General features: G+C 56.7%; 16 protein-coding genes and 1 other RNA gene. 8 read left to right on the plus strand and 9 right to left on the minus strand.

The features are described from left to right. Nucleotides 1-164: 164 nt before the first annotated feature. Entirely contained in the window at nt 165-1,022 is an 858-nt protein-coding gene (locus KHU33_RS11560) for a patatin-like phospholipase family protein (RefSeq protein WP_211463000.1), read from the minus strand. Between the two features lie 148 nt (nt 1,023-1,170). Between KHU33_RS11560 and KHU33_RS11565 the strand changes: the two genes are divergently transcribed. Beyond that, a complete protein-coding gene (locus KHU33_RS11565; protein WP_211463001.1) occupies nt 1,171-1,626 on the plus strand; it encodes a GNAT family N-acetyltransferase in 456 nt (151 codons plus the stop codon). Between the two features lie 50 nt (nt 1,627-1,676). On the opposite strand, the gene KHU33_RS11570 is transcribed toward KHU33_RS11565, so the two are convergent. The 8 genes from KHU33_RS11570 to KHU33_RS11605 form a co-directional block, all read right to left on the minus strand. Next, entirely contained in the window at nt 1,677-2,003 is a 327-nt protein-coding gene (locus KHU33_RS11570) for a barstar family protein (protein ID WP_211463002.1), read from the minus strand. A gap of 508 nt (nt 2,004-2,511) precedes the next feature. Then, nucleotides 2,512-3,327, minus strand: coding sequence for a transporter substrate-binding domain-containing protein (locus KHU33_RS11575; RefSeq protein WP_211463003.1), 816 nt, complete (start codon nt 3,325-3,327; stop codon nt 2,512-2,514). A gap of 337 nt (nt 3,328-3,664) precedes the next feature. Beyond that, nucleotides 3,665-4,027, minus strand: a transfer-messenger RNA (tmRNA) gene (gene ssrA / locus KHU33_RS11580). A 77-nt stretch (nt 4,028-4,104) separates the two neighbouring features. Then, complete coding sequence (locus KHU33_RS11585) at nt 4,105-7,761, minus strand: DUF748 domain-containing protein (RefSeq protein WP_211463004.1); 3,657 nt, start codon at nt 7,759-7,761, stop codon at nt 4,105-4,107. A gap of 155 nt (nt 7,762-7,916) precedes the next feature. After that, nucleotides 7,917-8,579 carry an HAD family hydrolase gene (locus KHU33_RS11590; RefSeq protein WP_211463005.1) on the minus strand — a complete coding sequence of 221 codons (663 nt, stop codon included), beginning with the start codon at nt 8,577-8,579 and terminating at the stop codon, nt 7,917-7,919. A 70-nt stretch (nt 8,580-8,649) separates the two neighbouring features. Further along, nucleotides 8,650-9,345: a bifunctional 2-polyprenyl-6-hydroxyphenol methylase/3-demethylubiquinol 3-O-methyltransferase UbiG gene (ubiG, locus tag KHU33_RS11595; RefSeq protein ID WP_211463006.1), complete on the minus strand. Its 696-nt coding sequence runs from the start codon at nt 9,343-9,345 to the stop codon at nt 8,650-8,652. Nucleotides 9,346-9,502: 157 nt separating this feature from the next. Next, nucleotides 9,503-10,135, minus strand: coding sequence for an outer membrane protein OmpA (ompA, locus tag KHU33_RS11600; RefSeq protein WP_211463007.1), 633 nt, complete (start codon nt 10,133-10,135; stop codon nt 9,503-9,505). Nucleotides 10,136-10,414: 279 nt separating this feature from the next. Next, entirely contained in the window at nt 10,415-11,101 is a 687-nt protein-coding gene (locus KHU33_RS11605; protein WP_211463008.1) for an OmpA family protein, read from the minus strand. Between the two features lie 303 nt (nt 11,102-11,404). Here KHU33_RS11605 and gyrA point away from each other — a divergent pair, with 303 nt between their 5' ends. From gyrA to KHU33_RS11640, 7 genes are all read left to right on the plus strand, one after another. Next, nucleotides 11,405-14,068, plus strand: a complete 2,664-nt coding sequence (gyrA, locus tag KHU33_RS11610; RefSeq protein ID WP_211463009.1) for a DNA gyrase subunit A — start codon at nt 11,405-11,407, stop codon at nt 14,066-14,068. A 138-nt stretch (nt 14,069-14,206) separates the two neighbouring features. Then, a complete protein-coding gene (gene serC / locus KHU33_RS11615; RefSeq protein ID WP_211463010.1) occupies nt 14,207-15,307 on the plus strand; it encodes a 3-phosphoserine/phosphohydroxythreonine transaminase in 1,101 nt (366 codons plus the stop codon). A 57-nt stretch (nt 15,308-15,364) separates the two neighbouring features. After that, a complete protein-coding gene (gene pheA, locus KHU33_RS11620) occupies nt 15,365-16,438 on the plus strand; it encodes a prephenate dehydratase (RefSeq protein ID WP_211463011.1) in 1,074 nt (357 codons plus the stop codon). A 62-nt stretch (nt 16,439-16,500) separates the two neighbouring features. Beyond that, a complete protein-coding gene (hisC, locus tag KHU33_RS11625; protein WP_211463012.1) occupies nt 16,501-17,607 on the plus strand; it encodes a histidinol-phosphate transaminase in 1,107 nt (368 codons plus the stop codon). Between the two features lie 42 nt (nt 17,608-17,649). Then, nucleotides 17,650-18,549, plus strand: a complete 900-nt coding sequence (locus KHU33_RS11630; protein WP_211463013.1) for a prephenate dehydrogenase — start codon at nt 17,650-17,652, stop codon at nt 18,547-18,549. After that, nucleotides 18,549-19,889 carry a 3-phosphoshikimate 1-carboxyvinyltransferase gene (gene aroA, locus KHU33_RS11635; RefSeq protein ID WP_211463014.1) on the plus strand — a complete coding sequence of 447 codons (1,341 nt, stop codon included), beginning with the start codon at nt 18,549-18,551 and terminating at the stop codon, nt 19,887-19,889. Before KHU33_RS11630 ends, aroA begins: the two co-directional genes overlap by 1 nt. Nucleotides 19,890-19,899: 10 nt before the next feature. Next, nucleotides 19,900-23,385 (plus strand): DEAD/DEAH box helicase, encoded by a 3,486-nt coding sequence (locus KHU33_RS11640; protein WP_211463015.1) that lies wholly within the window; start codon nt 19,900-19,902, stop codon nt 23,383-23,385. Nucleotides 23,386-23,424 lie beyond the last annotated feature (39 nt).

Consider the following 23,424-nt stretch of genomic DNA (forward strand, 5'->3'; position numbering starts at 1 on the left):
CGAACAGGACCGTGAAACGACTTTGCGCCGATGATAGTGCTGCAACCAGTGTGAAAGTAGGTCATCGTCAGGCTCTTATTAAAAAACCCTCTGAACTAATCATTCAGAGGGTTTTTGCTTTGCGCGTACGTTTTACACCGCAGCTTGTCCGGACCGGCCGATTCTTAATCAATCTTGGCATGAGAATGCGGCCTGAGTGCGCTGGGAATCTCATGATTATCCAGTCCGCCAGCCGCCAGCCAACGACGGGTTTCGGCTGCCGCGCGGTCTATCAGCATGCCGCACTGGCTGTAGTCGTAAGGCGAGACGTCCAGCGGACATAACGGCGCCACCACGGCTATCGCTGCCTGTGATGCCCAACGCTCCAGATCGGATACCAACTGACGCGCTACCAACAAGTTGAGCGCGCTCATGGCGTGCTCAAGCGCTCCCTTGGGTTGCCGTCGCTCGGCACAACTAAAGCCGGTAGTAAGCACGATGAGGCGCGTCGCGCCAAGTCGTATCGCCGTGGAGATTGGCGTATTGTTGGCCACGCCGCCATCAATCAACATGTTTCCAGCCAGGGAAACTGGTGGGAAAACACCTGGGATCGCTGTGCTCGCCAGCACTGCTTCAACTGCCGGTCCGGAGGAAATAACTATCTCGTTGCCGCTGCTCATCTCAGTAGCGACAACATGTACCGGGAGATCGGCATCTTCCAGCGCACGACTGCCAAAGTGTTCATAAAGAAGAGCGCGCAATTTCGCCGGATTGACCAGGTGTGTGCCTCGGGCAGCGCCAAGGATCGAAAGAATCGACCACGGCATGATCTGTTGGCGGCGGATGCCGCGCCATAAATATTCCAGGCGCATCGTGCCGGCGGTATGCGGTTGATAAGCGAAGAACACGCTGTTGATCGCGCCGGCAGAGGCGCCGACCAGGAAATCCGGATGTATGCCGGAAGCGATCAGTTCTCGCAGCATGCCGGCTTCGATGGCGCCAAGACTCCCTCCACCGGCGAATACAAATGCGGTCTTTTCCATAGTGGCAACCTGCGAACGGCCATCGCTGGTACATGGCAATGTGTATAGCCTACCCCAGCAGGCGTCAATGCGCTAGCAGCCTGAGGTGGGAGGCGTTAGATTCAGATAAAATTGCCGAATCAATTGAAAGAGGATTCTGAAAGCGCACATGTCCGTACCGAACACACCACACGTCATTCTGGTTCCGGCAGTTGAAACGGATTTTGACGAACTCGTCGCATTACGCATAGCTGCCATGCGCGACAGCCTGGAACGCATCGGCCGGTTTGATCCGGTTCGCGCAAGAGAACGATTTCGCGCCAGCTTTTCGGCGATGTATACACGGCATGTGACGGTTGAAGGCCGGCGCGTAGGTTTTGTGGTCGTTAGACCTGCTCAGGATCAACTGCTGCTGGAGAATCTATATATTCGTCCAGGTAACCAGGGGCAGGGAATTGGGGCAGCGGTGCTTGCCCAAGTCTTTAAAGAAGCAGATGCGTTAGCCATGCCGCTACGCGTAGGTGCCCTGAGGGAAAGCGATGCCAATCGTTTCTACCAACGCAATGGTTTTGAATTTCTCGCAGAAGAGGAATGGGACCTTTACTATCTTCGCCCCAGTCGGTGAGTTTGACGTGGCGTGGCGTCTGACGACGATCTGATTGATTAAATCTAGCTCTAACGCAGCGTGAGTTTTAGCGCCGGTTTTTCGCCGTAATCTTCGTAGCGCTCATTGATTGCCGCGATGCAGAATTCCAGTTCTTCGACGATTTCAGGAGCGCGCTGGCGTAGTTTTTCACTGTGCAGTATCTCGATGTTCAGCACTTCGTTTTCTTGCAGACGGAACTTGCTCATTCCATCTTCATCGCGCAGATAGCTGAGGCAGTCTATCCAGGCGCTCATATTGCGGCCATAAAATTCGGGAAAACCGAATACCTCTGCACACTCGGTATGAAAGCTGTCCCAGTCGGTGATGATTTCGCCATTCAGGCGGGCGCTTGGCATAATGGTTTCTCCTGCTTAAATTCCAGATCGTTCGCACAACTTATCATATCTGCAGCGACAATTTGCGCGATTCATTTCACAGTATCCAGATCTTCAGGATCAAACCGGATATCGCACACCCGGCAATCACGTGAATCACGTTCCGCTTGAAGCGGAACAGCGCTATAGCCGCGCCCAATGCGATCAATGCCGATAGCCAGTCAAAGCGGCCGTCAAAGCAGAAAAAAACAGGCTATCAGGTCCGAATATGGCTTTCACGTAGCCGATTGCACTTCTGCTTGGCTCATTGAAATGTCGGATTCGTATAAACATTGTTGAGACGGTGGCAATGGCCACGACCTCAAGCGCATATTAAGTATCTACGCGCATTACAGCATGTTGCGGACATAAAAAACGTCTCTTTTGCGTGGTGCGGGAGACGTGGGTTTTACACAAACTGGTTCTGCAAAGAAAAAAGGATTCCGATTGTGGAATCCTTTTTAATCCGGTGCAGGTTGGCCCTGCCGCCTTATTCGACAGCGCTATGCAACACGCTGTCGGGCAACGGCGCCTTGAACCAGCGTTGGGCATTGACGTTGAGCATGCCGTTTTGTTTGATGCGGCTCAGCATGGTGTTGATCTTACTGAGCAAGGCTGTTTCGTTTTTGTTAACACCGATAAAGCAGGGAGAGTCTTTCAACACTATTTTCAGCTGGGTTGTTTCCACCTGTTCCTTGGTGAAGGCGGAAATCAAGACATTGCCCGCCGCCAGCAACTTGGATTCTCCCTGCAGATAGGATTTCACGGCCTCCGGTTCGGTGTCGAAGCGTTTGATGCTGGCTGACGCCGGTGCAATCTTGCTCAACTCACCGTCTTCGATCGACCCTTTGAGTACGGCGATGGTCTTGCCAGCCAATCCCGCAGCATTCTTGACATCGAGATCCGGTGCACCGAAGACGCCAAGATAAAACGGCGCGTAAGCCTGTGAAAAGTCGATTTGTTTCTGACGTTCCGGATTTTTACCGAGGCTGGAGACCACCAGATCGACATGCCGGTTCAACAGCGCCGGGATACGATCGCCACTAGCCAGCGGCACCATGTCCAGCTTGACGCCCAGTTCCAGCGATATCATCTTGGCGATCGATACATCAAATCCTTCCAGCGTCTTGTATTGATTTGCCGAGCCGAAAGGCGGCGTATCTTTAGGCACCGCAATGCGAATCGCGCGGCGGTTTTGCACATCTTCCAGTGCATCGGCGCGGCTTTCACGTACCGGCAGCAGGGTGCCAGCCAAGGCGATGGAATAGACAAGAATGCATGCAAATACACCGGCGTAACGCTTCACAAGAAGACTCCCAGAATTAATTGAACGAACCCATGCCGATTTTTCAATGGCTCAAGATGCTGCTGCAACGCTTGCTGCGCACAAGATTTTATGTCTGCACAGAAAGTTTGTATACGGAATAATCGGGAATTGTTTCGCGCTGTTTCTTTCCCGCAAATTGACGCGGAAATTACCAGCATGCCGTGTGAAAAGTCATGGAAGATGCGTCAAATCTGACGTGACCCATTGTTTCTTTATCGCATCGGATTGAATCCAGATGCGAGGTTTTGAAGCGCAAAATAAAACGGCCCCCATTTCTGGAGGCCGCATACGCCGGTCATTGATGTTAATGAAATATTGGTGGAGGCGGCGGGAATCGAACCCGCGTCCGCAAATCCTCTACAGACAGTTCTACATACTTAGTGCTGCCATTTGATTTAACCCAGCCGACGCGGACGCACGCGCTTCGTTCAGGCGAGTCACCTAAATTTAACCGTTAGCCAAGTAACCCGACCAACAGCGATTCCCTGTATATGACTCTACTGCTGTTTTACCAGCCCACCCCAGGGACGAGATGGTGTAGAGCTAACCGGTTATTAAGCGGCTAGTGCGTACGAGTTATCGTTTGCAGTTAGATCTATTCCGATTGTATTTACGAGGTAGTCGGTCCTCGGTATGCCCTGCGCTGCTTTGTAACCCACGTCGAAACCAGGTCGCCCCCAAGCAGAATGCTATTGTAGCGTACTTGGGGTTTCCATGTCAGTGCGTTGCCGGCATTGAAAGTAGTGCGGTACAGCCTTATTTCAGTGCGAAATCGACACGGTTCGGCTGGCCCTTGTCCTTGATGCCGTCGGCGGTCAGTTTCGGCGCTATCAGGAAGATGCGTTCCAGTGGGATCTGCCCCTTGGTTTCCAGATACTTGCGGACCGCCTCGGCGCGCCTGGTTGCCAGTGCGCTCAAAGCGTCCTGGGTTACCGCGGTATTGGCGACGATCAGTTTTTCCATGTCCGCGGCCGGCAGCGATTTTGTCAGGCCGATGACGTTGCGCGGCTTGTCGAATTTTTCCGAGCTATATACCTTCCCCATGTATTTCTCTTTATCGGCATCGGTCAGGGCGACATCGTCCGATTGCGCATCGTCGCTTTGGTTGACCGAATCCTTGAGTTTCAACGCTTTCAGCTTGCGGTTGAGGATTTGCTGACGGACGCCCTCGGTATCGCTTTTCGGATCGACCCGGCCGATCAGGTCCAGCTTCAGGGCCGGGCGGTCGGTCAGCGCCTTGGCGATAGTGTCCAGCTTGCTTTGCGTGGTCGCGGTGAGGGTGGCTGAGCCGGGTGCGAACTCAGCGTAGCCGAGTTCGTCGCCGCCGCTGCCGCCGAAGGCCGAACTGATGAGTGCGAATGGCGAGGTGACGGCTTTGACGATCAGATTGACGAAGATGCGGACGATGATGCCGCCTATCGAAAATTCCGGATCGGACAAGGTGCCGGAAATCGGCAGGTTGATGTTGATCTGGCCGTTACGGTCTTTCAGCAGAGCGACCGCCAGCAGCACCGGCAGTTTGGTGGCGGTCGGGCTGTCGATCTTGTCGCCGAAGGTCAGTTGGTCGATGCGGACACTGTTCTGGGCTACCAGCTTGTCGTTCTCGATGTGATAGTTGACGTCCATCGACAGCTTGCCCTTTTCGATGGCATAGCCGGCGTACTTGGCGGCATACGGCGTCAGGCGCGGCAGTTCAACGCCATTGGCGCTGGCCTTGATGTCGAGGAACATCGGTTTGAACAAGGGGTTCAGGGAACCGGAAATGGCTACCGGCGCGTCGTTGTCGATCTTGCCGTTTAGGTCTATCGGCGCTGGCTGCGGCTTGTCGGAGGCGATCGCGCCGACGGTGCCGTTCATGCCGGTCATGTTGGCGGTGTAGTTCGGCTTGACGAAATTATCGGTGTAGTTGATGTTGCCGCCCTTGATGACGACTTGGCCGATCTTGATCATCGGCGCGTTGGGCTTGGGCGCGGCGGGTGCGATCGGCGCCACGGTGGTGCTGCCTTCGGAGGTGGCTTTCGTGGTTTTTTGCGGTGCCGGGCCTGGTTCAGTCGAGGTTAGCGAAGGCGTCGGCGCGCCTGTCGGTGCGTTCTTCGACGCCACGATATCTTGCAAGTTGAGTTTGGCCGACTCCGACAAGATGATGCGCGCATAGAAATCGTTGAGGGCGACTTTTGCCAGAGTAACGTATTGCTGGGCGCCGCCGATACTGGCGTTGATGCCGCTGACGTCAAGCAGTTTCCACTTCAGGAAATCCGCTGAATTTTCCTTGTCGAGCACGCGGAAATTGGCCAGGCGCAGGTTGCCGTTATAACTGGTAGCGAGTTGCTGGCGGCCGCTAGGCGGCGTCAGTAATAATTTGCCTTTGGTGCTGGCCAGGCCAGAGGTCAGCGTCACATTCAGGTAATCGGTGAAATACGGCTGCAGTGCGGCGACCGGCAGATTTTGCGCATCGAGGTCGAGAGCGATGGATTTCATTTGCGCTGCGACGTTGCCGTCGACCGATAATTTGCCGGTTTTATTGAGTTGGCTGCGCAGCGAAATCTTGATCGGCTTATCAAGCTTGCTGGAGATATTGTCGGCGCTCAGATTGAGGCCGTCGGCGCGCAGATTGACTGCTGGCTTCACCGCGTTATCGAGATAAGTCAGACTACTGTCGCTGACGGCAAACTGATTCAGAGTGGCGACCCAGTCCGGTCCGGCTTTCTTGGCGGATGCGCCAGGGGCTGCCTTGCTTGAACTACCCGTAGTGGCGACGAATTGTTGCAGATTGAGTTGACCCTGGGCGTCGCGACGCACATCGCCCTGTATCCCGGCCAGTCGCAATGCATCGGCATTGAAAGTGTGCGCTTCGGTATCGACGCTGGCATTTTCCAGGCTGATTTTCTTGGCGCCGATGCTGCCGCCGGCACTGGTTTTTGCCGCCACTTTGAGGTCATCTACGTCGATGCCTAGCTGATGCAGCCGGACGCGGCTGCCGTCGATTGCGAGCAAGGTGTTGAGCGATAACTGACCGGACAGCACCGCCGCCAGGGAGCGGTTGACATAGGGCTGGTACTGCGCAAGCGACAAGGCATTGATGCTGGCCTTGCCGGCGACGATGCCTTTGGCGGGAGTGATCTGGCCGATGAACTGGATGTGCTGATCGTTTTCCGTGCCGCTTGAAAGTGTCACGGTTGCAGGTTTGGCGTCAGCTGCCAGCGACAGCTGGGTCGCATTCAGCGCCACGTTTTTTACCTGCAGGTTCAGTGTCGGCGATGCGTTGGCTGCATCCAGCCAGTTGACCGTGCCGCCGTGGATACTGAGCTTGGCCAGCGTCATTTGCGGTGGCGGGCTTGCTGTCTTTTTCGGCGCGTCTTTCACAATTTCCTGCTTGGCAGCCGGTGTGCTCAGCGCTGCCCAGTTCAGGTTGCCGTTGGCGTTCAGATTGACCCAGACTTCCGGTTGCTGGATCTCGATCTGATCGAGTGCGGCGCTGCCGGTGAGTACATTGAGTTTGTTGATCTGGGTGTTGATCGCCTGCGCTTTGAGCAGCGGCGCCGCATTCTTGTCGGCCAATGCGACGTCAGCCAGCTTGATCGCACCGGACAGCAAGACTTCGGGCTTGTCCTTGTTACGCAAGAACGACAGATCGAGCTTGGTCGATAATTTGGTGCTTTGAATCGCCAGCGGCAGCGCCACCGGAGAAAACGCCACGAAGCTGGCGACATCAAGCTGGTCGATATCGATCGCCAGAGCGGTCTCCAGGCTGCCGGCGAATGGTTTGCTGCGTCCTTTCAGATCGAACGGCGTGCCGTTGATCTTGGCCGAGACATGCGGCTGCACGAAAGTGTCGACCTTGCTGGGGAAGTTCGATATATAGGGCAGGCCGATGTTGAGCGCTTGTATATCGACCAGCTTGCTGGTTACTTTGTCGTCGAATTTGATGCTGCCGTTTTCGAGCTGGATATTCGACACTGAAAACAGAGCCGGCTTCTCGCTTTTTGGCATCGCCAGGATACGGTCTATGATGTCGGAGAAGTTGTAGCGGCCGATGCCGTCGGCGCTGCTGCGCACGATATGCAGATTGGGATTAACCAGTTTGACTTCATTCAGCACCGGCGCCAGTCGAAACAACGAAGCGGATGAAGCATTGACCAGCAGTGTTTTTGCCGAGAATGCCGCGGTGGTTTTATCCTGCTCATAGAGAGTGAAATCGGATGCCGTGAGCGTCAGGATGAAAGGGTTGAAGGCGATGTTGCCGACGCTTGCCTTGCGGCCGATCTGAGTTTCAATTTGTTGTTCTATCAAGTGTTTGGCGACAGGCGGCACCGCCAGCCAGCTGATGAGCGCCAGCACCAGTAAAGTGACGACCGTGACGCCGGCCCAGCGTATCGCGCGTGGCAGCCATGAGGGACGAGGGATATTTACCATTTTTTTCCTTATGGGCAAGGATGTCGACAATATACCGTCAGACAGTATTGCCCGCTGATTTATTCAATTCTTCGGAACGGCTGGCGGCAGGCTGCCGTGGGACCGATCAATCTTCAGTCATGCGCAAGCGTATGCGCCGATTCTGTACGTGGAAATTACCGTTGCGGCAGCAAGGCCAGCAATTGGAGCGGAGTATCGATCAGGGCGTCTGCTTCCCAGGAACTCGGCGCGCTCTCGCCGCAATAACCCCAGGCTACGGCCACGGTCGCCATGCCGGCTGCACGGCCGGCTTGGATGTCGCGCAGATCGTCGCCCACATACCAGCATTCCCGTGGTTGCAAATTGAGGCGCCGGGCGGCTTCCAGCAGCGGCGCCGGGTGGGGTTTTGCATGGGCGGTGGTATCGCCGGAAATGACGCAATCCGCATCTGCCAGGCCGATTTGTGAAACCAGGGGATCGGTAAACCTGGCCGCCTTATTAGTGACCACGCCCCAGCCTAGATTGCGCTGGCGCAAGTCGTTGAGCAAGGCCGGAATGCCGTCGAACAGGATGCTGTCGACTGCCAGCGCGGCGGCGTAATGATCAAGGAAGCCGACCCGCAATTCTTCATAGTCAGGATCGCCCGGTTTCAGGCCGAAGGCGGCGCCTATCATGCCGCGCGCACCGGCAGAAGTATGCGGCCGCAGTTGTTCGTATGGCGTGCTGCTCAAGCCGCGGTCGTTGCGCAGGCGGTTAAGCGCCGCTGCCAAGTCAGGCGCAGTGTCGGCAAGCGTACCGTCAAGATCGAACAGAATGGCGCGCGGCATCGGCAGGGGCATGGGAATTCCTAAAATACAAAAAATGGCTGGCAATGCGATGTCACAATGCAATGTCTAGCAGAGCGAGGCTTTATCCGGGCCGGGTGCAGGCCATCAGATAGTTGACGCTGGTATCCTGGTTGAGCGAATAGATCTGAGTGAGCGGGTTGTAGTTCATGCCGCGCATGACATCGACCGTCAGTCCGGCGTTGCGGGCGAATTGCGCCAGTTCCGCCGGCGTGATGAACTTGCCGTAGTCATGCGTGCCTTTGGGCAACATGCGCAACAGGTATTCGGCCGCCAGGACCGCCTGCAGATAAGCTTTCAGATTGCGGTTTATGGTGGAGAAAAACACTTGTCCGCCGGGTTTCACCAGCGTGGCGCAGGCGCGCACGATGGAGGCCGGATCTGGTACATGCTCCAGCATCTCCATGCAAGTCACGACATCGAATTGCCCGGCTTCGCGGCTGGCCATTTCCTCAGCGGCAATTTTCTCATAACGGACATGAATGCCCGATTCCAGGCTATGCAGATCGGCCACCTTCAATGCTTTGTCGGACAGATCGATGCCGGCAACGGTAGCGCCTTTCCTAGCCATGGATTCTGCCAGGATGCCGCCGCCGCAGCCGATATCCAGCACATTCCTGCCGGCCAGCGAGGCACGCGAATTGATCCACTCCAGGCGCAAGGGATTGATTTCATGCAGAGGGCGGAATTCGGATTCAGGGTCCCACCACCGGTGAGCCAGGTCGCTGAATTTCTTGAGTTCTGATGGGTCTGCGTTCATAGGCTGAATCATAGCTGGAAAGTACGGTGTTGCGGTTTGTTACCTGATTAAAAACCAGCGCCGAAAGTTTCCAGGTTGCCCGAAGTTTCTTGCGAGGTTTCTTATTTATGCGAAAAAAAACCCCGCCGAGGCGGGGTTTTGATCGAGTTTGAATCGATTACTTGTTTGTACCAACAACTTCGATTTCAACGCGACGGTTTTTAGCGCGGCCAGCAGCGGTCTTGTTATCAGCGACCGGTTGCGACTTGCCTTTACCTTCGGTGTAAACACGGTTAGCTTCGACACCCTTGTGTACCAGGTATGCCTTAACAGCTTCAGCACGACGAACCGACAGTTTTTGGTTGTAAGCAACCGAACCGACCGAGTCAGTATGGCCAACAGCGATGATGACTTCCAGGTTGATTGCGCCCAGTTTCGATGTCAGGTCATCCAGTTTTGCTTTGCCTTCTGGCTTCAGGACAGCTTTGTCGAAGTCAAAGAATGCGTCAGCAGCAAAAGTAACTTTTTGCGAAACTGGAGCTGGTGCTGGAGCAACTGGTGCTGGAGCTGGTGCAACTGGAGCTGGTGCAGCTTGAGCGATTTCGCCGTCGCAACCTGGAACCGAGTCAGCTGGTGTCCAGTAGCCGGTGTGCCAGCACAGACCGTACGGGTCACGTGCGATTACACCACGTGCATCTTGCACGTAGGCACTGTTTGGAGTGTTTGCCTGGATATCTTTGATTTCCTGCGCGGAGGCAGAGAGTGCGACGACTGCGGACGCAGCGAAGACGAGTTTTGCTAATTTATTCATGTTTCTCCTCTCGGTTGAGATATCCGCAGATTAACTGCGCAACTAATATACGACATCAAAAATTGGATAGTACCACGTGGTTCAGGCCGTTACGTGTGGCATTGACCACACGCAATGAACTTGACCACCATTCTGCCACAGGCTTCAAGCGCTAGCGAAGGATGCCAAATGATCCAGCTCACGTTTTGCCTGCTTCGTTGTTTTCATACAACATAGCATTATGAAAACACCACCACGGGCGACATATTACATCGGCGCAAGGAAACTATCTATTTTATTTTAATTTTCTTGCACTTTTATTATGGCTCTGCGATTTGGGCTGAGGCAACTAATGAGTTTTTTACGGTTCAGTTTGTTGCTGCAGCTCAATATCGGCTCGGATGCTCCGGCACCGGCAACCTCGATTTTGTTAGTGACGCCTTTGCTCTTCAAATAACTGGCGATATTGGCGGCGCGTTGCATTGACAATTTTTGGTTATATTTCTCTGAGCCAAGGCGATCGGTATGGCCGGTTACTAATATATAGCCCGCGCCAGCGCAGCCGGTTAATTTAGCAATCACCTGCTGCTCAATACGCTGCTTGGCAGCATTCGTCAGTGTTGCTTTCCCGAAACTGAAATTCTGGTCGCTCGTCAGCGTTACGCTGCCATTGCACTGTGTGCTGACAGTTGCCGGGGCGATTTCATTGCCTGCAATCGTCGGGTTTGCGACCAGAGCCGGTGCGCTGGCTTTCATTACCGGCGCCACCAGGGCGCCGTCGCAACCGGTAACGGCATCGTTCTGCTCCCAATAACCTGAGCGCCAGCACAAACCATCCTGGCTGCGCACAATCGGACCGCGTCCGTCTTGCAAATAAGCACTTTTTTCAGGGTTGGCCTGAACATCGGTGGTTTGGGCAAAACCGGAATTGGACGCAGAGCCGAGAGCCGAGCCTAATAACAGGCAGAGCGCAATTGAATAACGCATGAATTATTTCCTGAGAGAAATGGTGGCGGCGGGATTGTTTTTAAAATCGCCTGATTGCCGGGCAAGGCGGCATTTAAACATATTTTTTTCCGGCAAGCCGGTTTTCGGCCTTGGCACAGAGGATTTCGTCTCGCCTCTGAAAAGCCGGAACAGGCCTCCCCGCGTGCTAAAATCATACGTCTTATTATCAGCGTTCCGAGCAGCATTCGACTAGGCGTCGGTATTGCAACTCTGAATGCTGGTTTATACCGGATATAGATATCTGTGATCGATCAACCCAAGTAAAGACTCGCCGACTCGCTAATGGATCAATTCGCTAAAGAAACAATCCCAATTTCCCTCGAAGAAGAAATGCGCAAGAGCTATCTCGATTACGCGATGAGCGTGATCGTTGGCCGTGCGCTGCCGGATGTGCGTGACGGCCTCAAGCCGGTGCATCGCCGGGTCTTGTTCGCGATGCATGAAATGAACAATGTCTGGAACCGCCCGTTCGTGAAATGCGCGCGCGTGGTCGGGGAGACCATGGGTAAATACCACCCGCACGGCGACGCCTCGATCTACGACACGCTGGTGCGCATGGCGCAACCGTTTTCGCTGCGCTACATGCTGGTCGACGGCCAGGGCAACTTTGGTTCGATCGACGGCGACGGCGCGGCAGCGATGCGTTACACCGAGTGCCGTCTGGACAAGATCGCCGGCGAACTGCTGGCTGATCTGGACAAGGAAACCGTCGATTTCGTGCCGAACTACGACGGTAAGGAAAAAGAACCGTCGGTGCTGCCGACGCGCATCCCCAACCTGCTGATCAACGGTTCGTCCGGGATCGCAGTCGGCATGGCAACCAATATTCCGCCGCACAACCTGACCGAAGTGATCGACGGCGCCTTGCACGTACTGCGCAATGCCGATTGCACGATCGACGAGCTGATTGAAATCATCCCGGCGCCGGATTTTCCGACCGCCGGCATCATCTACGGCGTGTCGGGCGTGCGCGATGGTTATCGCACTGGCCGCGGCCGTGTGGTGATGCGCGCCAAGACGCACTTCGAAGAATTCGGACGTGAAGGCCGCACCGCGATCATCATCGACGAACTGCCGTACCAGGTAAACAAGAAGGCATTATTGGAGCGCATCGCCGAACTGGTGCGCGACAAGAAGCTGGAAGGCATTTCCGATCTGCGCGACGAGTCGGATAAATCCGGCATGCGCGTGGTGATCGAGCTCAAGCGCGGCGAAGTGGCCGAAGTAGTGCTCAACAATCTGTACAAGCAAACGCAGCTGCAAGACACCTTCGGCATGAACATGGTAGCCCTGGTGGACGGCCAGCCAAAACTGCTGAACCTGAAGCAGATGCTGGAGTGCTTCCTGTCGCACCGCCGCGAAGTCGTCACACGCCGTACCGTGTTCGAACTGCGCAAGGCGCGCGAACGCGGTCACGTGCTGGAAGGCCTGGCGGTTGCGCTGGCGAATATCGACGATTTCATCGCCCTCATCAAAGCCGCGCCGACGCCGCCGGTAGCGAAATCCGAGCTGATGGCGCGTGCCTGGGATTCGTCCATGGTGCGCGAAATGCTGGCCCGTACCGGCGATGAAAACATCGGCGGTATCGAGTCCTTCCGTCCAGAGAATCTGCCTAAGCATTACGGTATCCAAAGCGACGGTTTGTACAAACTGTCGGACGACCAAGCGCAGGAAATTCTGCAAATGCGTCTGCAACGCCTGACCGGTCTGGAACAAGACAAGATCGTCAACGAGTACAAAGAGGTGATGGCGCAGATCGCCGACTTGCTGGATATCCTGGCCAAGCCGGAACGCGTTACCGTCATCATCACTGATGAAATGACGGCTGCCAAAAACGAATACGGCATCGGTAACAAGGACGAGCGCCGTTCTCAGATTGAACACAATCCTACCGATCTCGGCACCGAAGACCTGATCACGCCGCAAGACATGGTGGTGACCTTGTCGCATACCGGTTACATGAAGGCGCAACCGGTCTCCGAATACCGCGCGCAAAAACGCGGCGGCCGCGGCAAGCAAGCGATGGCCACCAAGGACGACGACTGGATCGACCAGCTGTTCGTCGGCAATACCCACGATTACATTTTGTGCTTCAGCAATCGCGGCCGTCTGTACTGGCTGAAAATCTGGGAAGTGCCGCAAGGTTCGCGCAATTCGCGCGGCAAGCCTATCGTCAATATGTTCCCGCTGCAGGATGGCGAGAAGATCACCGTGGTGTTGCCGTTGTCAGGCGCCAACCGCAGCTTCCCTGAAGATCGTTACGTCTTCATGTCGACCAGTTTGGGTACGGTCAAGAAGACGCCATTGTCGGATTTCAGCAATCCACGCAAGGCCGGCATTATCGCGGTCGACCTGGATGAGGGCGATTTCCTGATCGGCGCCGCACTGACCGACGGCCAGCATGACGTGATGCTGTTCTCGGATTCCGGCAAGGCCGTGCGCTTCGACGAAAACGATGTGCGTCCGATGGGCCGCACCGCGCGCGGCGTGCGCGGCATGAACCTGGACGACGGTCAGCAGGTAATCGCCCTGCTGGTCGCGGAAAACGAACAGCAATCGGTGCTGACGGCAACTGAAAACGGCTTCGGCAAGCGTACGCCTATCACCGAGTACACCCGCCATGGCCGCGGCACCAAGGGCATGATCGCGATCCAGACCAGCGAGCGCAACGGCAAGGTAGTCGCTGCGACCTTGGTTGAGCCTAGCGATGAAATCATCCTGATCACCACCGGCGGCGTACTGATCCGTACCCGGGTTGCCGAGATCCGCGAAATGGGCCGCGCCACGCAAGGCGTGACGCTGATCGCGGTGGAAGACGGCACCAAGCTGAGCGGTTTGCAGCGCGTGGTTGAGTCTGATGCCGAGGTGGAAGTTGAAATCGAAGCCGAGGCCGATGCTGGCGGCAACACCGAAGAAGGTGGAGCCACCGACGCCGCAGCTGAATAAAGAAGGTGCCAAAAAGTGTTGCGTCCTGGCTTGCAAGCCGGGACGCGCGAGATCCTGGGTTTAAACACTAGTAACAACACCGTAACGCCATCTGTTGGTTCGTAATCAATCTCGGTTTTTTATCTGACGACATTCATCATGCCTATCTATAATTTTTCTGCCGGCCCCGCTGTGTTACCGCAAGAGGTGCTGCAGCAAGCTGCCGCCGAAATGCTGGATTGGGAGGGCAGCGGCATGTCCGTGATGGAAATGAGTCATCGTGGCAAAGAGTTCATGTCGATTCTGGCGGCGGCCCAGCACGATTTCCGCGAGTTGTTTGCAGTCCCCGCCAACTACAAGCTGCTGTTCATGCAAGGCGGCGCGATTGCCGAGAACGCGATTATTCCGCTCAACCTGCTTGGCCGCAAGAGCCAGCCGGCGACCAGCGATTACATCAATACCGGCTCGTGGTCGACCAAGTCGCTGAAGGAAGCGCGGCGCTATGGCAACGTCAATGTCGCCGCTTCTTCCGAGGACAGTCATTTCGCGCAAATTCCCGAGCGCGATAGCTGGCAGTTATCCAAAGATCCGGCTTACGTCCATATCTGCACTAATGAAACCATTGACGGCGTCGAATATCAGTTCACGCCCGACATCGCAGCTGAAACCAATGATGCACCGCTGGTGGCCGACATGTCGTCGCACATCTTGTCGCGCGTGGTGGACGTCTCCAAATACGGCGTGATCTATGGCGGTGCGCAAAAGAATATCGGCCCGGCCGGATTGACTTTGGTGGTGGTGCGCGAAGATTTGCTCGGCTACGCCTTGCCGGCTTGTCCTTCCGCATTCAACTGGAAAATCGTGGCCGACAACGATTCGATGTACAACACGCCGCCGACCTATGCGATCTATATCGCCGGACTGGTGTTCCAATGGCTCAAGAAGCAGGGCGGCGTCGCCGTGATGGAGCAGCGCAATATCGCCAAGGCAGCGCTGCTGTATGACTATCTGGATTCCACCGATTTCTATCGGACCAAAATCGCCAGCAACAGCCGCTCGCGCATGAACGTGCCATTCTTCCTCGCTGATGAAGCGCTGAACGAAGCGTTCCTGGCAGGCGCCAAAGAAAACGGTTTGTTGCAATTGAAGGGGCATAAGTCGGTCGGCGGCATGCGCGCCTCGATCTACAACGCGATGCCTTTGGCCGGCGTACAGGCCTTGGTGGCGTACATGAAAGAATTCGAAAAGCAGCGCGCTTAGCCTTAGCGATGATTTGCTTAGCCAAGTAAGAGAACCAGAGATAGAAACACAGTTAACATGAGCGAAGATAAACTCCTCCCCCTGCGTCAGCAGATCGATGCGATTGATGCCGAAATCCTGGCCTTGTTGAATCGTCGCGCCCAAATTGCGCAGGAAGTCGGGCACGTCAAGGCCGAGACCAATGCGCCGGTGTTCCGCCCTGAGCGCGAGGCGCAAGTCTTGCTCAAGGTTGCCGAGCGCAATCCCGGACCGCTGCAAGGCAGCGATGTGCAAACCATTTTCCGTGAAGTGATGTCGGCCTGCCGCGCTCTTGAAAAGCGAGTCACGGTAGCCTATCTTGGTCCGGCCGGCACTTTTAGCGAGCAGGCGGTGTACCAGCAATTCGGCCATGCGGTGGAAGGCCTGGCTTGTGTGTCGATCGATGAAGTGTTCCGCGCGGCAGAAGCCGGCACTGCGGATTTCGGCGTGGTGCCGATCGAAAATTCATCCGAAGGCGTGATCAATCGCACTCTCGATTTACTGTTGCAGACCACGCTCAATATCAGTGGCGAAGTATCAATCCCGGTGCATCACAGCCTGATGAGCAAGGATGGCAGCATGGACGCTGTCACCCGCATTTGCGCGCACTCGCAAGCGCTGGCGCAATGCAACGCCTGGCTCAACCAGCATTACCCGAACATTGAACGGCAGGCGGTCGCTTCCAATGCCGAAGCGGCGCGCATGGCCAGCGAAAATGTCACGGTGGCCGGGATTGCCGGCGAGATCGCCGCGGAAAAATACGGTTTGCAAATTGTCAGCGCCCATATCCAGGACGATCCGCACAATCGCACCCGCTTTGCCGTAATCGGCCGCTTGAAAAACGGCGCCAGCGGCAAGGACCAGACTTCGCTGGTGTTGTCGGTAGCGAACAAGGCTGGCGCGGTATACAAGTTGCTGGCGCCGCTCGCCAAGCACGGCGTGTCGATGACGCGTTTCGAGTCGCGGCCTGCGCGCATGGGCGCGTGGGAATATTATTTCTATGTCGACGTCGAGGGCCATGCGGACGACGACAAGGTCGCCAAGGCGCTGGCGGAATTGCAACAGAACGCCGCGTTCTACAAGCTGCTGGGATCGTATCCTCGCAGTTTTTAAGCAGGCATCTACATCAATATTTCGCAATATTTGATTTTAATAATTTGTTCTGAAAGCAGACAATGTCAATTAAATTTGGTCCAGAATATGTGCGTGCTATCGCCCCATATCAAGGCGGCAAGCCGATTGCAGAAGTGGCGCGCGAGTTCGGCCTGGACGAAGCCAAGATCATCAAGCTGGCGTCCAACGAAAATCCGCTAGGCATGCCGGAATCCGCCCAGCTGGCAATGCAAAAGGCGGTGGCCGATATCGGCCGTTATCCGGATGCCAACGGCTTTGAGTTGAAAGCAGCAATCACCGCCAAGTACGATGTGCCGGCGGAGTGGATTACGCTTGGCAACGGCAGCAACGATATTCTCGAATTGGCTACCCACGCTTTCGTGCAAGCGGGGCAAGCCGCCATGTATGCGGAATACTCTTTTGTGGTGTATGCGCTGGCTACCCAAGCTGTCGGCGCCCGCGCCATCGTGGTCAAGGCTAAGGATTACGGCCACGACCTGGAGGCGATGGCAGCCGCCATCACCGACGATACCAAGCTGATTTTCATCGCCAATCCGAATAATCCTACCGGCAGCTTCGTACCGGCTGCTGAGCTTGAGGCTTTCCTGGCCCGGGTGCCGGCGCAGATCGTGGTGGTGCTGGATGAAGCTTACAACGAATACCTGCCGCCGGAACTGCAATACGAATCGATTGCCTGGGTCCGCAAATATCCTAACTTGCTGGTTTCGCGCACCATGTCGAAAGCTTACGGTCTGGCCGGCTTGCGCATTGGCTTCGGCATCGCCCAGCCGGCGATCACCGATTTGCTGAACCGGATTCGCCAGCCGTTTAACGTCAATTCCTTGGCGCAGGCAGCCGCCGTGGCCGCCTTGAACGATACGGCTTTTCTGCAGCGTAGCGCACAGCTGAATCGTGACGGCTATAAGCAGCTGACACAGACCTTCGACGAAATGGGTTTGGAATATGTGCCGTCGTTCGGTAATTTCGTGATGGTCAAAGTCGGCGAGGATGAAGCTGCCGGCGCTCGGGTCAATCTGGCGTTGTTGAAGCAGGGCATCATTGTGCGGCCAGTCGCCAACTACGGCCTGCCGCAGTGGCTGCGAGTCACCATCGGTTTGCCAAATGAAAACGCGGCCTTCATCGATGCGCTGAAAAAGCTGCTGAGCTGACGTTAACTCTGGTTTCGATTAATTTTTATTAAAGCGTCATTCGTGTTCAAGAAAATCGCAATATTCGGCGTAGGACTGATCGGCGGTTCTTTTGCCCTGGCGTTGAAAAAGGCCGACGCGGTGGAACAGCTGGTCGGAGTCGGCCGTCAGCTCTCGACCTTGCAGCGCGCCCGGGAATTGGGAATTATCGACAGCATCGCCAGCACCGTGGCCGACGCCGTCGCCGGCGCTGACCTGATCCTGATCGCGGCGCCGGTGGCGCAGACCGGCGCTATCCTGGCCGGCATCCGGCCGCATCTGCAGGCAGGCACTATCGTTACCGACGCCGGCAGCACCAAATCCGATGTGGTGCAAGCAGCGCGTGCAGCGCTGGGCGACAAGATTGCCCAGTTTGTGCCAGGGCATCCGATCGCCGGCCGTGAGCAGAATGGCCCCGAAGCGGCGTTGGCCGATCTGTATGTCGGCAAGAAAGTGGTGCTGGCGCCGTTGCCGGAAAATGCCGAGCAGGATGTCGCCAGGGTCGCCGCCGCATGGCAGCAGTGCGGCGCGTTGATACATCGTCTGTCGCCGCAGCAGCATGATGCCGTGTTTGCCGCGGTCAGCCATTTGCCGCATGTGCTGGCGTATGCATTGGTGGACGATATTGCCAACAAACCGCATGCCGCTTCGCTATTTCAATACGCCGCCAGCGGCTTTCGCGATTTCACGCGGATCGCCGGATCATCGCCGGAAATGTGGCGCGATATTTCATTGGCAAACCAGAGCGCCTTGTTGAGTGAACTAGATGCTTATCTGCTGCAACTGACGCGCTTGCGCGGCTTGCTGGCTGCCGGCGACGGCCCTGCGCTGGAAGCCATCTATAGCAATGCGCAACAGGCCAGGCACAACTGGATCAGCACCATCGAGGCGGCGGAACAACAGAATAAGGAAGGTGGCGATTAATGAGTACGCAACGCAAGCAACATTATCCCAAGTACATCGATTTGCATCCGGTAGCGAGGGTGCAAGGGGCAGTCCGGCTGCCCGGCTCCAAGAGTATTTCCAACCGCACCTTGTTGCTGGCGGCGCTGGCCAACGGCAGCACGCAGATTCTTGATTTGCTGGCATCCGACGATACGCTGGTCATGCTGATGGCGCTCAAACAATTGGGCGTGGTCTGGGAGCAGGCGGAAGGTACCCAGACTTATACGGTGCAGGGCAGCGGCGGCAGTTTTCCGGTGCATCAGGCCGATCTGTTCATGGGCAATGCCGGCACCGCAATTCGTCCGCTGACCGCAGCCTTGGCGGCAATGGGCGGCGACTATACCTTGCATGGCGTGGCGCGCATGCACGAGCGGCCGATCGGCGATCTGGTCGACGCCTTGAATGCCGTCGGTACCCGGATCGCCTATACCGGCGTTGCCGGTTATCCGCCATTGCATATCCAGCGCGGCCAGTTGCATAGCCAGCGCATGCAGGTGCGTGGCAACGTATCGAGCCAGTTCCTGACCGCCTTGTTGATGGCTGCGCCATTGATGGCCAAGCACGATGCCGTCACGATCGAGGTGATCGGCGAATTGATTTCCAAGCCTTACATTGAAATTACCCTGAACCTGATGCAGCGTTTCGGCGTGACAGTCGAGCGCGATGGCTGGCAATCGTTCACGGTCGTCGCCGGCCAGCAATACCAAAGCCCCAAGATCATCCATGTCGAAGGCGATGCTTCGTCGGCCTCCTATTTCCTGGCGGCCGGCGCGATTGCGGGCGGCCCGTTGCGGGTCGAAGGCGTTGGCAAAAACAGCATCCAGGGCGATGTCCGTTTTGTCGAAGCCTTGCAACAGATGGGGGCCACCATCACGCTGGGCGACAACTGGATTGAAGCGTCCTCAAGCGGTGTGTTAAAAGCCATCGACGCCGACTTCAACCATATTCCGGATGCTGCGATGACAATCGCGGTCGCGGCGCTCTACGCCGACGGCCCCAGCACCTTGCGCAATATCGCCAGCTGGCGCGTCAAGGAAACCGACCGGCTCAGCGCCATGGCGACCGAGTTGCGCAAACTGGGCGCGATCATCGAAGAGGGCAGCGACTACCTGCGCGTGACGCCGCCGTCGCAACTGCAAGCGGCGACTATCGATACCTATGACGACCATCGCATGGCGATGTGTTTTTCGCTGGCTTCGCTGGATGGCGCTGCGTTGCGCGGCACTACGGTGCGCATCAATGATCCGCAATGCGTCGCCAAAACCTTCCCCGATTATTTCACCGTGTTCGCGCAAATCGCCGAGCAGACTGTAGGGTAGCGGGCCGCGCATGAATTTGACACTTGCCGATGTGCGCGACGTGTTGCACCAGGCAACCTATGATCGCGGTCAGGAATACGTCCGCCAGCGGCGCGTGCTGGCCGTTGAGCAGGATGGCGACGTTCTCAACGCAAGGGTTCAGGGTAGCGGCAGCAACATCTATCAACAGGAAATCACGCTGTCCGTATTTCGCGATACGCCGGACATCGATAGCGTCTGTTCCTGCCCGGTCGGATCCAATTGCAAGCACGTGGCGGCGGCCTTGATTGAATATCTGCAGCGGCCGTCCACGGATCAGCTGGCGGTCCCTGTCGACGAGCTCTCATTGCCGCAACCGGCCGCTCCGGCAAAGCCTGCACTCGCACCAAAATCCAATCTGACGCCAGTGCTGGCACGGCCGATGGAGGCCTGGCTGACACGGGTTGAAAGCGAAATCGCAGTGGCCGGATCGGCTCCGGCGCAGCCGTCCGGATTGCGCCAGAAAGCTGCCACGCACCAGGTATTGTTTGTACTGTCCGCTGCGTATAACGGCAAGAAAGCCGTGCTGCATTTATGCAAGGCGCAGCAGCGTCCGAACGGCCAGTTTCTGTCAGCGCAGCCGGCCACTGATGTGCCGCGCTTGCTGTCGGACCCCGCCGTATTCGTGCGCCCGGAAGATCGTGATCTGATTGGCTTGTTCGTTGCCCAAAATGACGGCAACCATGCGCAGCATGCGGCCTGTGAATTGAGCGGCAAACTTGGCGCGCAATTGCTGCGTGCTTTATTGCAGCAGCAGCGTTTGCTGTGGGCCAATTCCCTGGCCGACCTGGCCAAGGGCACCGCCTATCCTTTGCAGCTTGCCGCTACGCGTTGCGCCAGCCTGGCTTGGCATGAAGCGGTGGACGACAGCCGCGACGCTGCGCGCGACAGGTGGCAACTGGGCTGGCAATTCGAAGCGGAGCCAGAGGCCGACGCCGAGATCAAATCCAGCTACACACGGAAAAATCTCGATTACCTGCTGCCGACCGAGCCGCCCTGGTACGTGGATAATCTGTCGTGTGGAGAGCTGCTGCTGCCGCATCTCGACACCAGGATTTCCAGCAAGGCGCTCAACGATCTGGTGATACAAGCCCCTTTGCTGGATCCAGATGACCGCTTGACTGTCGCCCAGCAATTGCTGAGCCAGGGTTTGAACGATGTAATCCCGTTCCCGCCGCAAGTGCCGCAGACGATTCGCAAGAATATTGCGCCGCAGCCCTTGCTGGTCCTGGGAAGTTTGCCCAGCGTTAGCAATCCGCTGATGCAGGATTTCGCCGAACTGCATTTTCGCTACGACGGTGAAATCGTCTCGACCCAGTTTACGCCGGCGCTGAGCCGCAACACGCCGGCCGGTATCGAACAGATCGTGCGGAACCAGGAAGCCGAGAGCGCTTTCAAGCAGGCATTGATGATGCTCGGCATGCAGCCTCTGCAGGGTACGCAACATCCCCTGGCGATGATGCCCGGCATGTTCATGCAGCCGGACCAGGCATCGTGGTTGCGCTTTGCCAAAGAGGGTTTGCCAAGCCTGGCAGCGCAAGGCTGGCAGATCGATAAGCGTGCCGAATACCGTTTCGATGTGGTCGCGGTCGAAGACTGGTATGCCGAGATTGACGAGGCAGTCGATCAACCAGCCAACACGTCGTTCGATCTTGAGTTAGGGATCGTGGTCAATCATCAGCGCGTGCCCTTGCTGCCTTTGCTGGTCGATCTGATCCGCCAGGCTCCTCAGGATTTCGATCCGCGCAACATGGCTCAGCGCGACGATCAGGACGAGTTGCTGGTGCGCCTGTCCGACGGCGTTCATGTTGCCATGCCCTGGGGCCGGATCAAGCCGATCCTGAACACCTTGGGTGAGCTGTATTTCGCGGAAAAATCGGATGGCCCGGTGCGTTTGTCTGCGCTCGACGCCGCCCGCCTCGCGGAGCTGGATGCCGGCGCCAAGTTGCGCTGGGTAGGCGGCGATCGCCTGCGCAGCATGGGGCAGAAACTCCACACGTTTGGCGGCGTCAGGAAGATTGCCGCACCGGCTGGACTGCAAGCGACATTGCGCGATTATCAGCTGGACGGCCTGGCGTGGATGCAGTTTCTGCGCGAATACGACCTGGCTGGCGTCCTGGCCGACGATATGGGTTTGGGCAAGACGGTACAGACCCTGGCGCATATCCTGGTTGAAAAACAAAGTGGGCGCCTGACTGCGCCGGCGCTGGTGATCGCGCCCACCAGCCTGATGGATAACTGGCAGCAGGAAGCGGTGCGTTTCGCGCCCGAACTGCGTGTGCTGGTGCTGCAGGGAAAGCAGCGGCTGGAACAGTTCGAGCAGATCGCCCAGTTCGACCTGGTGCTGACCACGTATGCCCTGCTGCCGCGCGATGAAGAGCGCTGGCGCCAGCATGTCTTTCATTTACTGATTCTGGATGAAGCGCATTACATCAAGAATCCTCGTTCCAAGGTGGCGCAAAGCGCGGCCTTGCTGAACGCACGCCATCGCCTCTGCCTCACCGGCACGCCGGTGGAAAATCATCTGGGCGAGTTGTGGGCGCAATTTCATTTCTTGCTGCCGGGTTTGCTTGGCGATGAAAAAACCTTCAACCGCGATTTCCGGCAGCCGATCGAAAAACAGGGTGACGCTACCCGACGCACACTGTTAAGTCGCCGCATCAAGCCCTTCCTGCTGCGCAGAACCAAAGACAAGGTGGCCAAGGAGCTGCCGCCGAAAACCGAGATGCTGCGCTCCGTGGCACTGAGCGGGGCGCAACGCGACCTGTATGAAAACGTCCGTCTGGTGATGGATAAAAAGGTGCGCGAAGAAGTCGCCAAGAAAGGCGTCGCGCGCAGCCATATCGTGATCCTCGAAGCCTTGCTGAAATTGCGCCAGGCTTGCTGCGATCCGCGTTTGCTCAAGACCGATCTGCCCGAAGCAGAGGCGGAAGAAGGGAAAGAGGCGGCCGAGGTGCCGTCAGCCAAGTTGCTGGAACTATTGGAAATGGTGGACGAGTTGCGCCAGGAAGACAGGCGGATTCTGGTGTTTTCGCAATTTACCAGTATGCTGACGCTGATTGCCGCCGAACTGCGGCAGCGCGATATCGGCTATGCCTTGCTGACCGGCGCCACGCTGGATCGGGCCGAGGCGGTGCGCAGCTTCCAGGAAGGCGAAGTGCCGGTGTTCCTGATCAGCCTGAAGGCCGGCGGCGTCGGCCTCAACCTGACCGCGGCGGATACCGTAATTCACTACGATCCATGGTGGAATCCAGCGGCGGAAAGCCAGGCTACCGACAGAGCCTGGCGCATCGGCCAGGACAAGCCGGTATTCGTGTACAAGCTGATTGCCAAAGGCACGGTAGAGGAAAGCATCCAGTTGCTGCAGCAGAAGAAAGCCGATCTGGCGCGGGCCATGCTGTCTCCCGAAGGTGAAACCCAGAATATCGGTTTGACGCAAGACGATTTACAGGCAATTTTTGCCCCCTTGTCCGAGTGACGGCTGCGTTTCATGCTGGCAATAATTTTCAATAATAAC

This window comes from Collimonas silvisoli (genome assembly GCF_018305005.1).
Taxonomy (GTDB): domain Bacteria; phylum Pseudomonadota; class Gammaproteobacteria; order Burkholderiales; family Burkholderiaceae_D; genus Collimonas; species Collimonas silvisoli.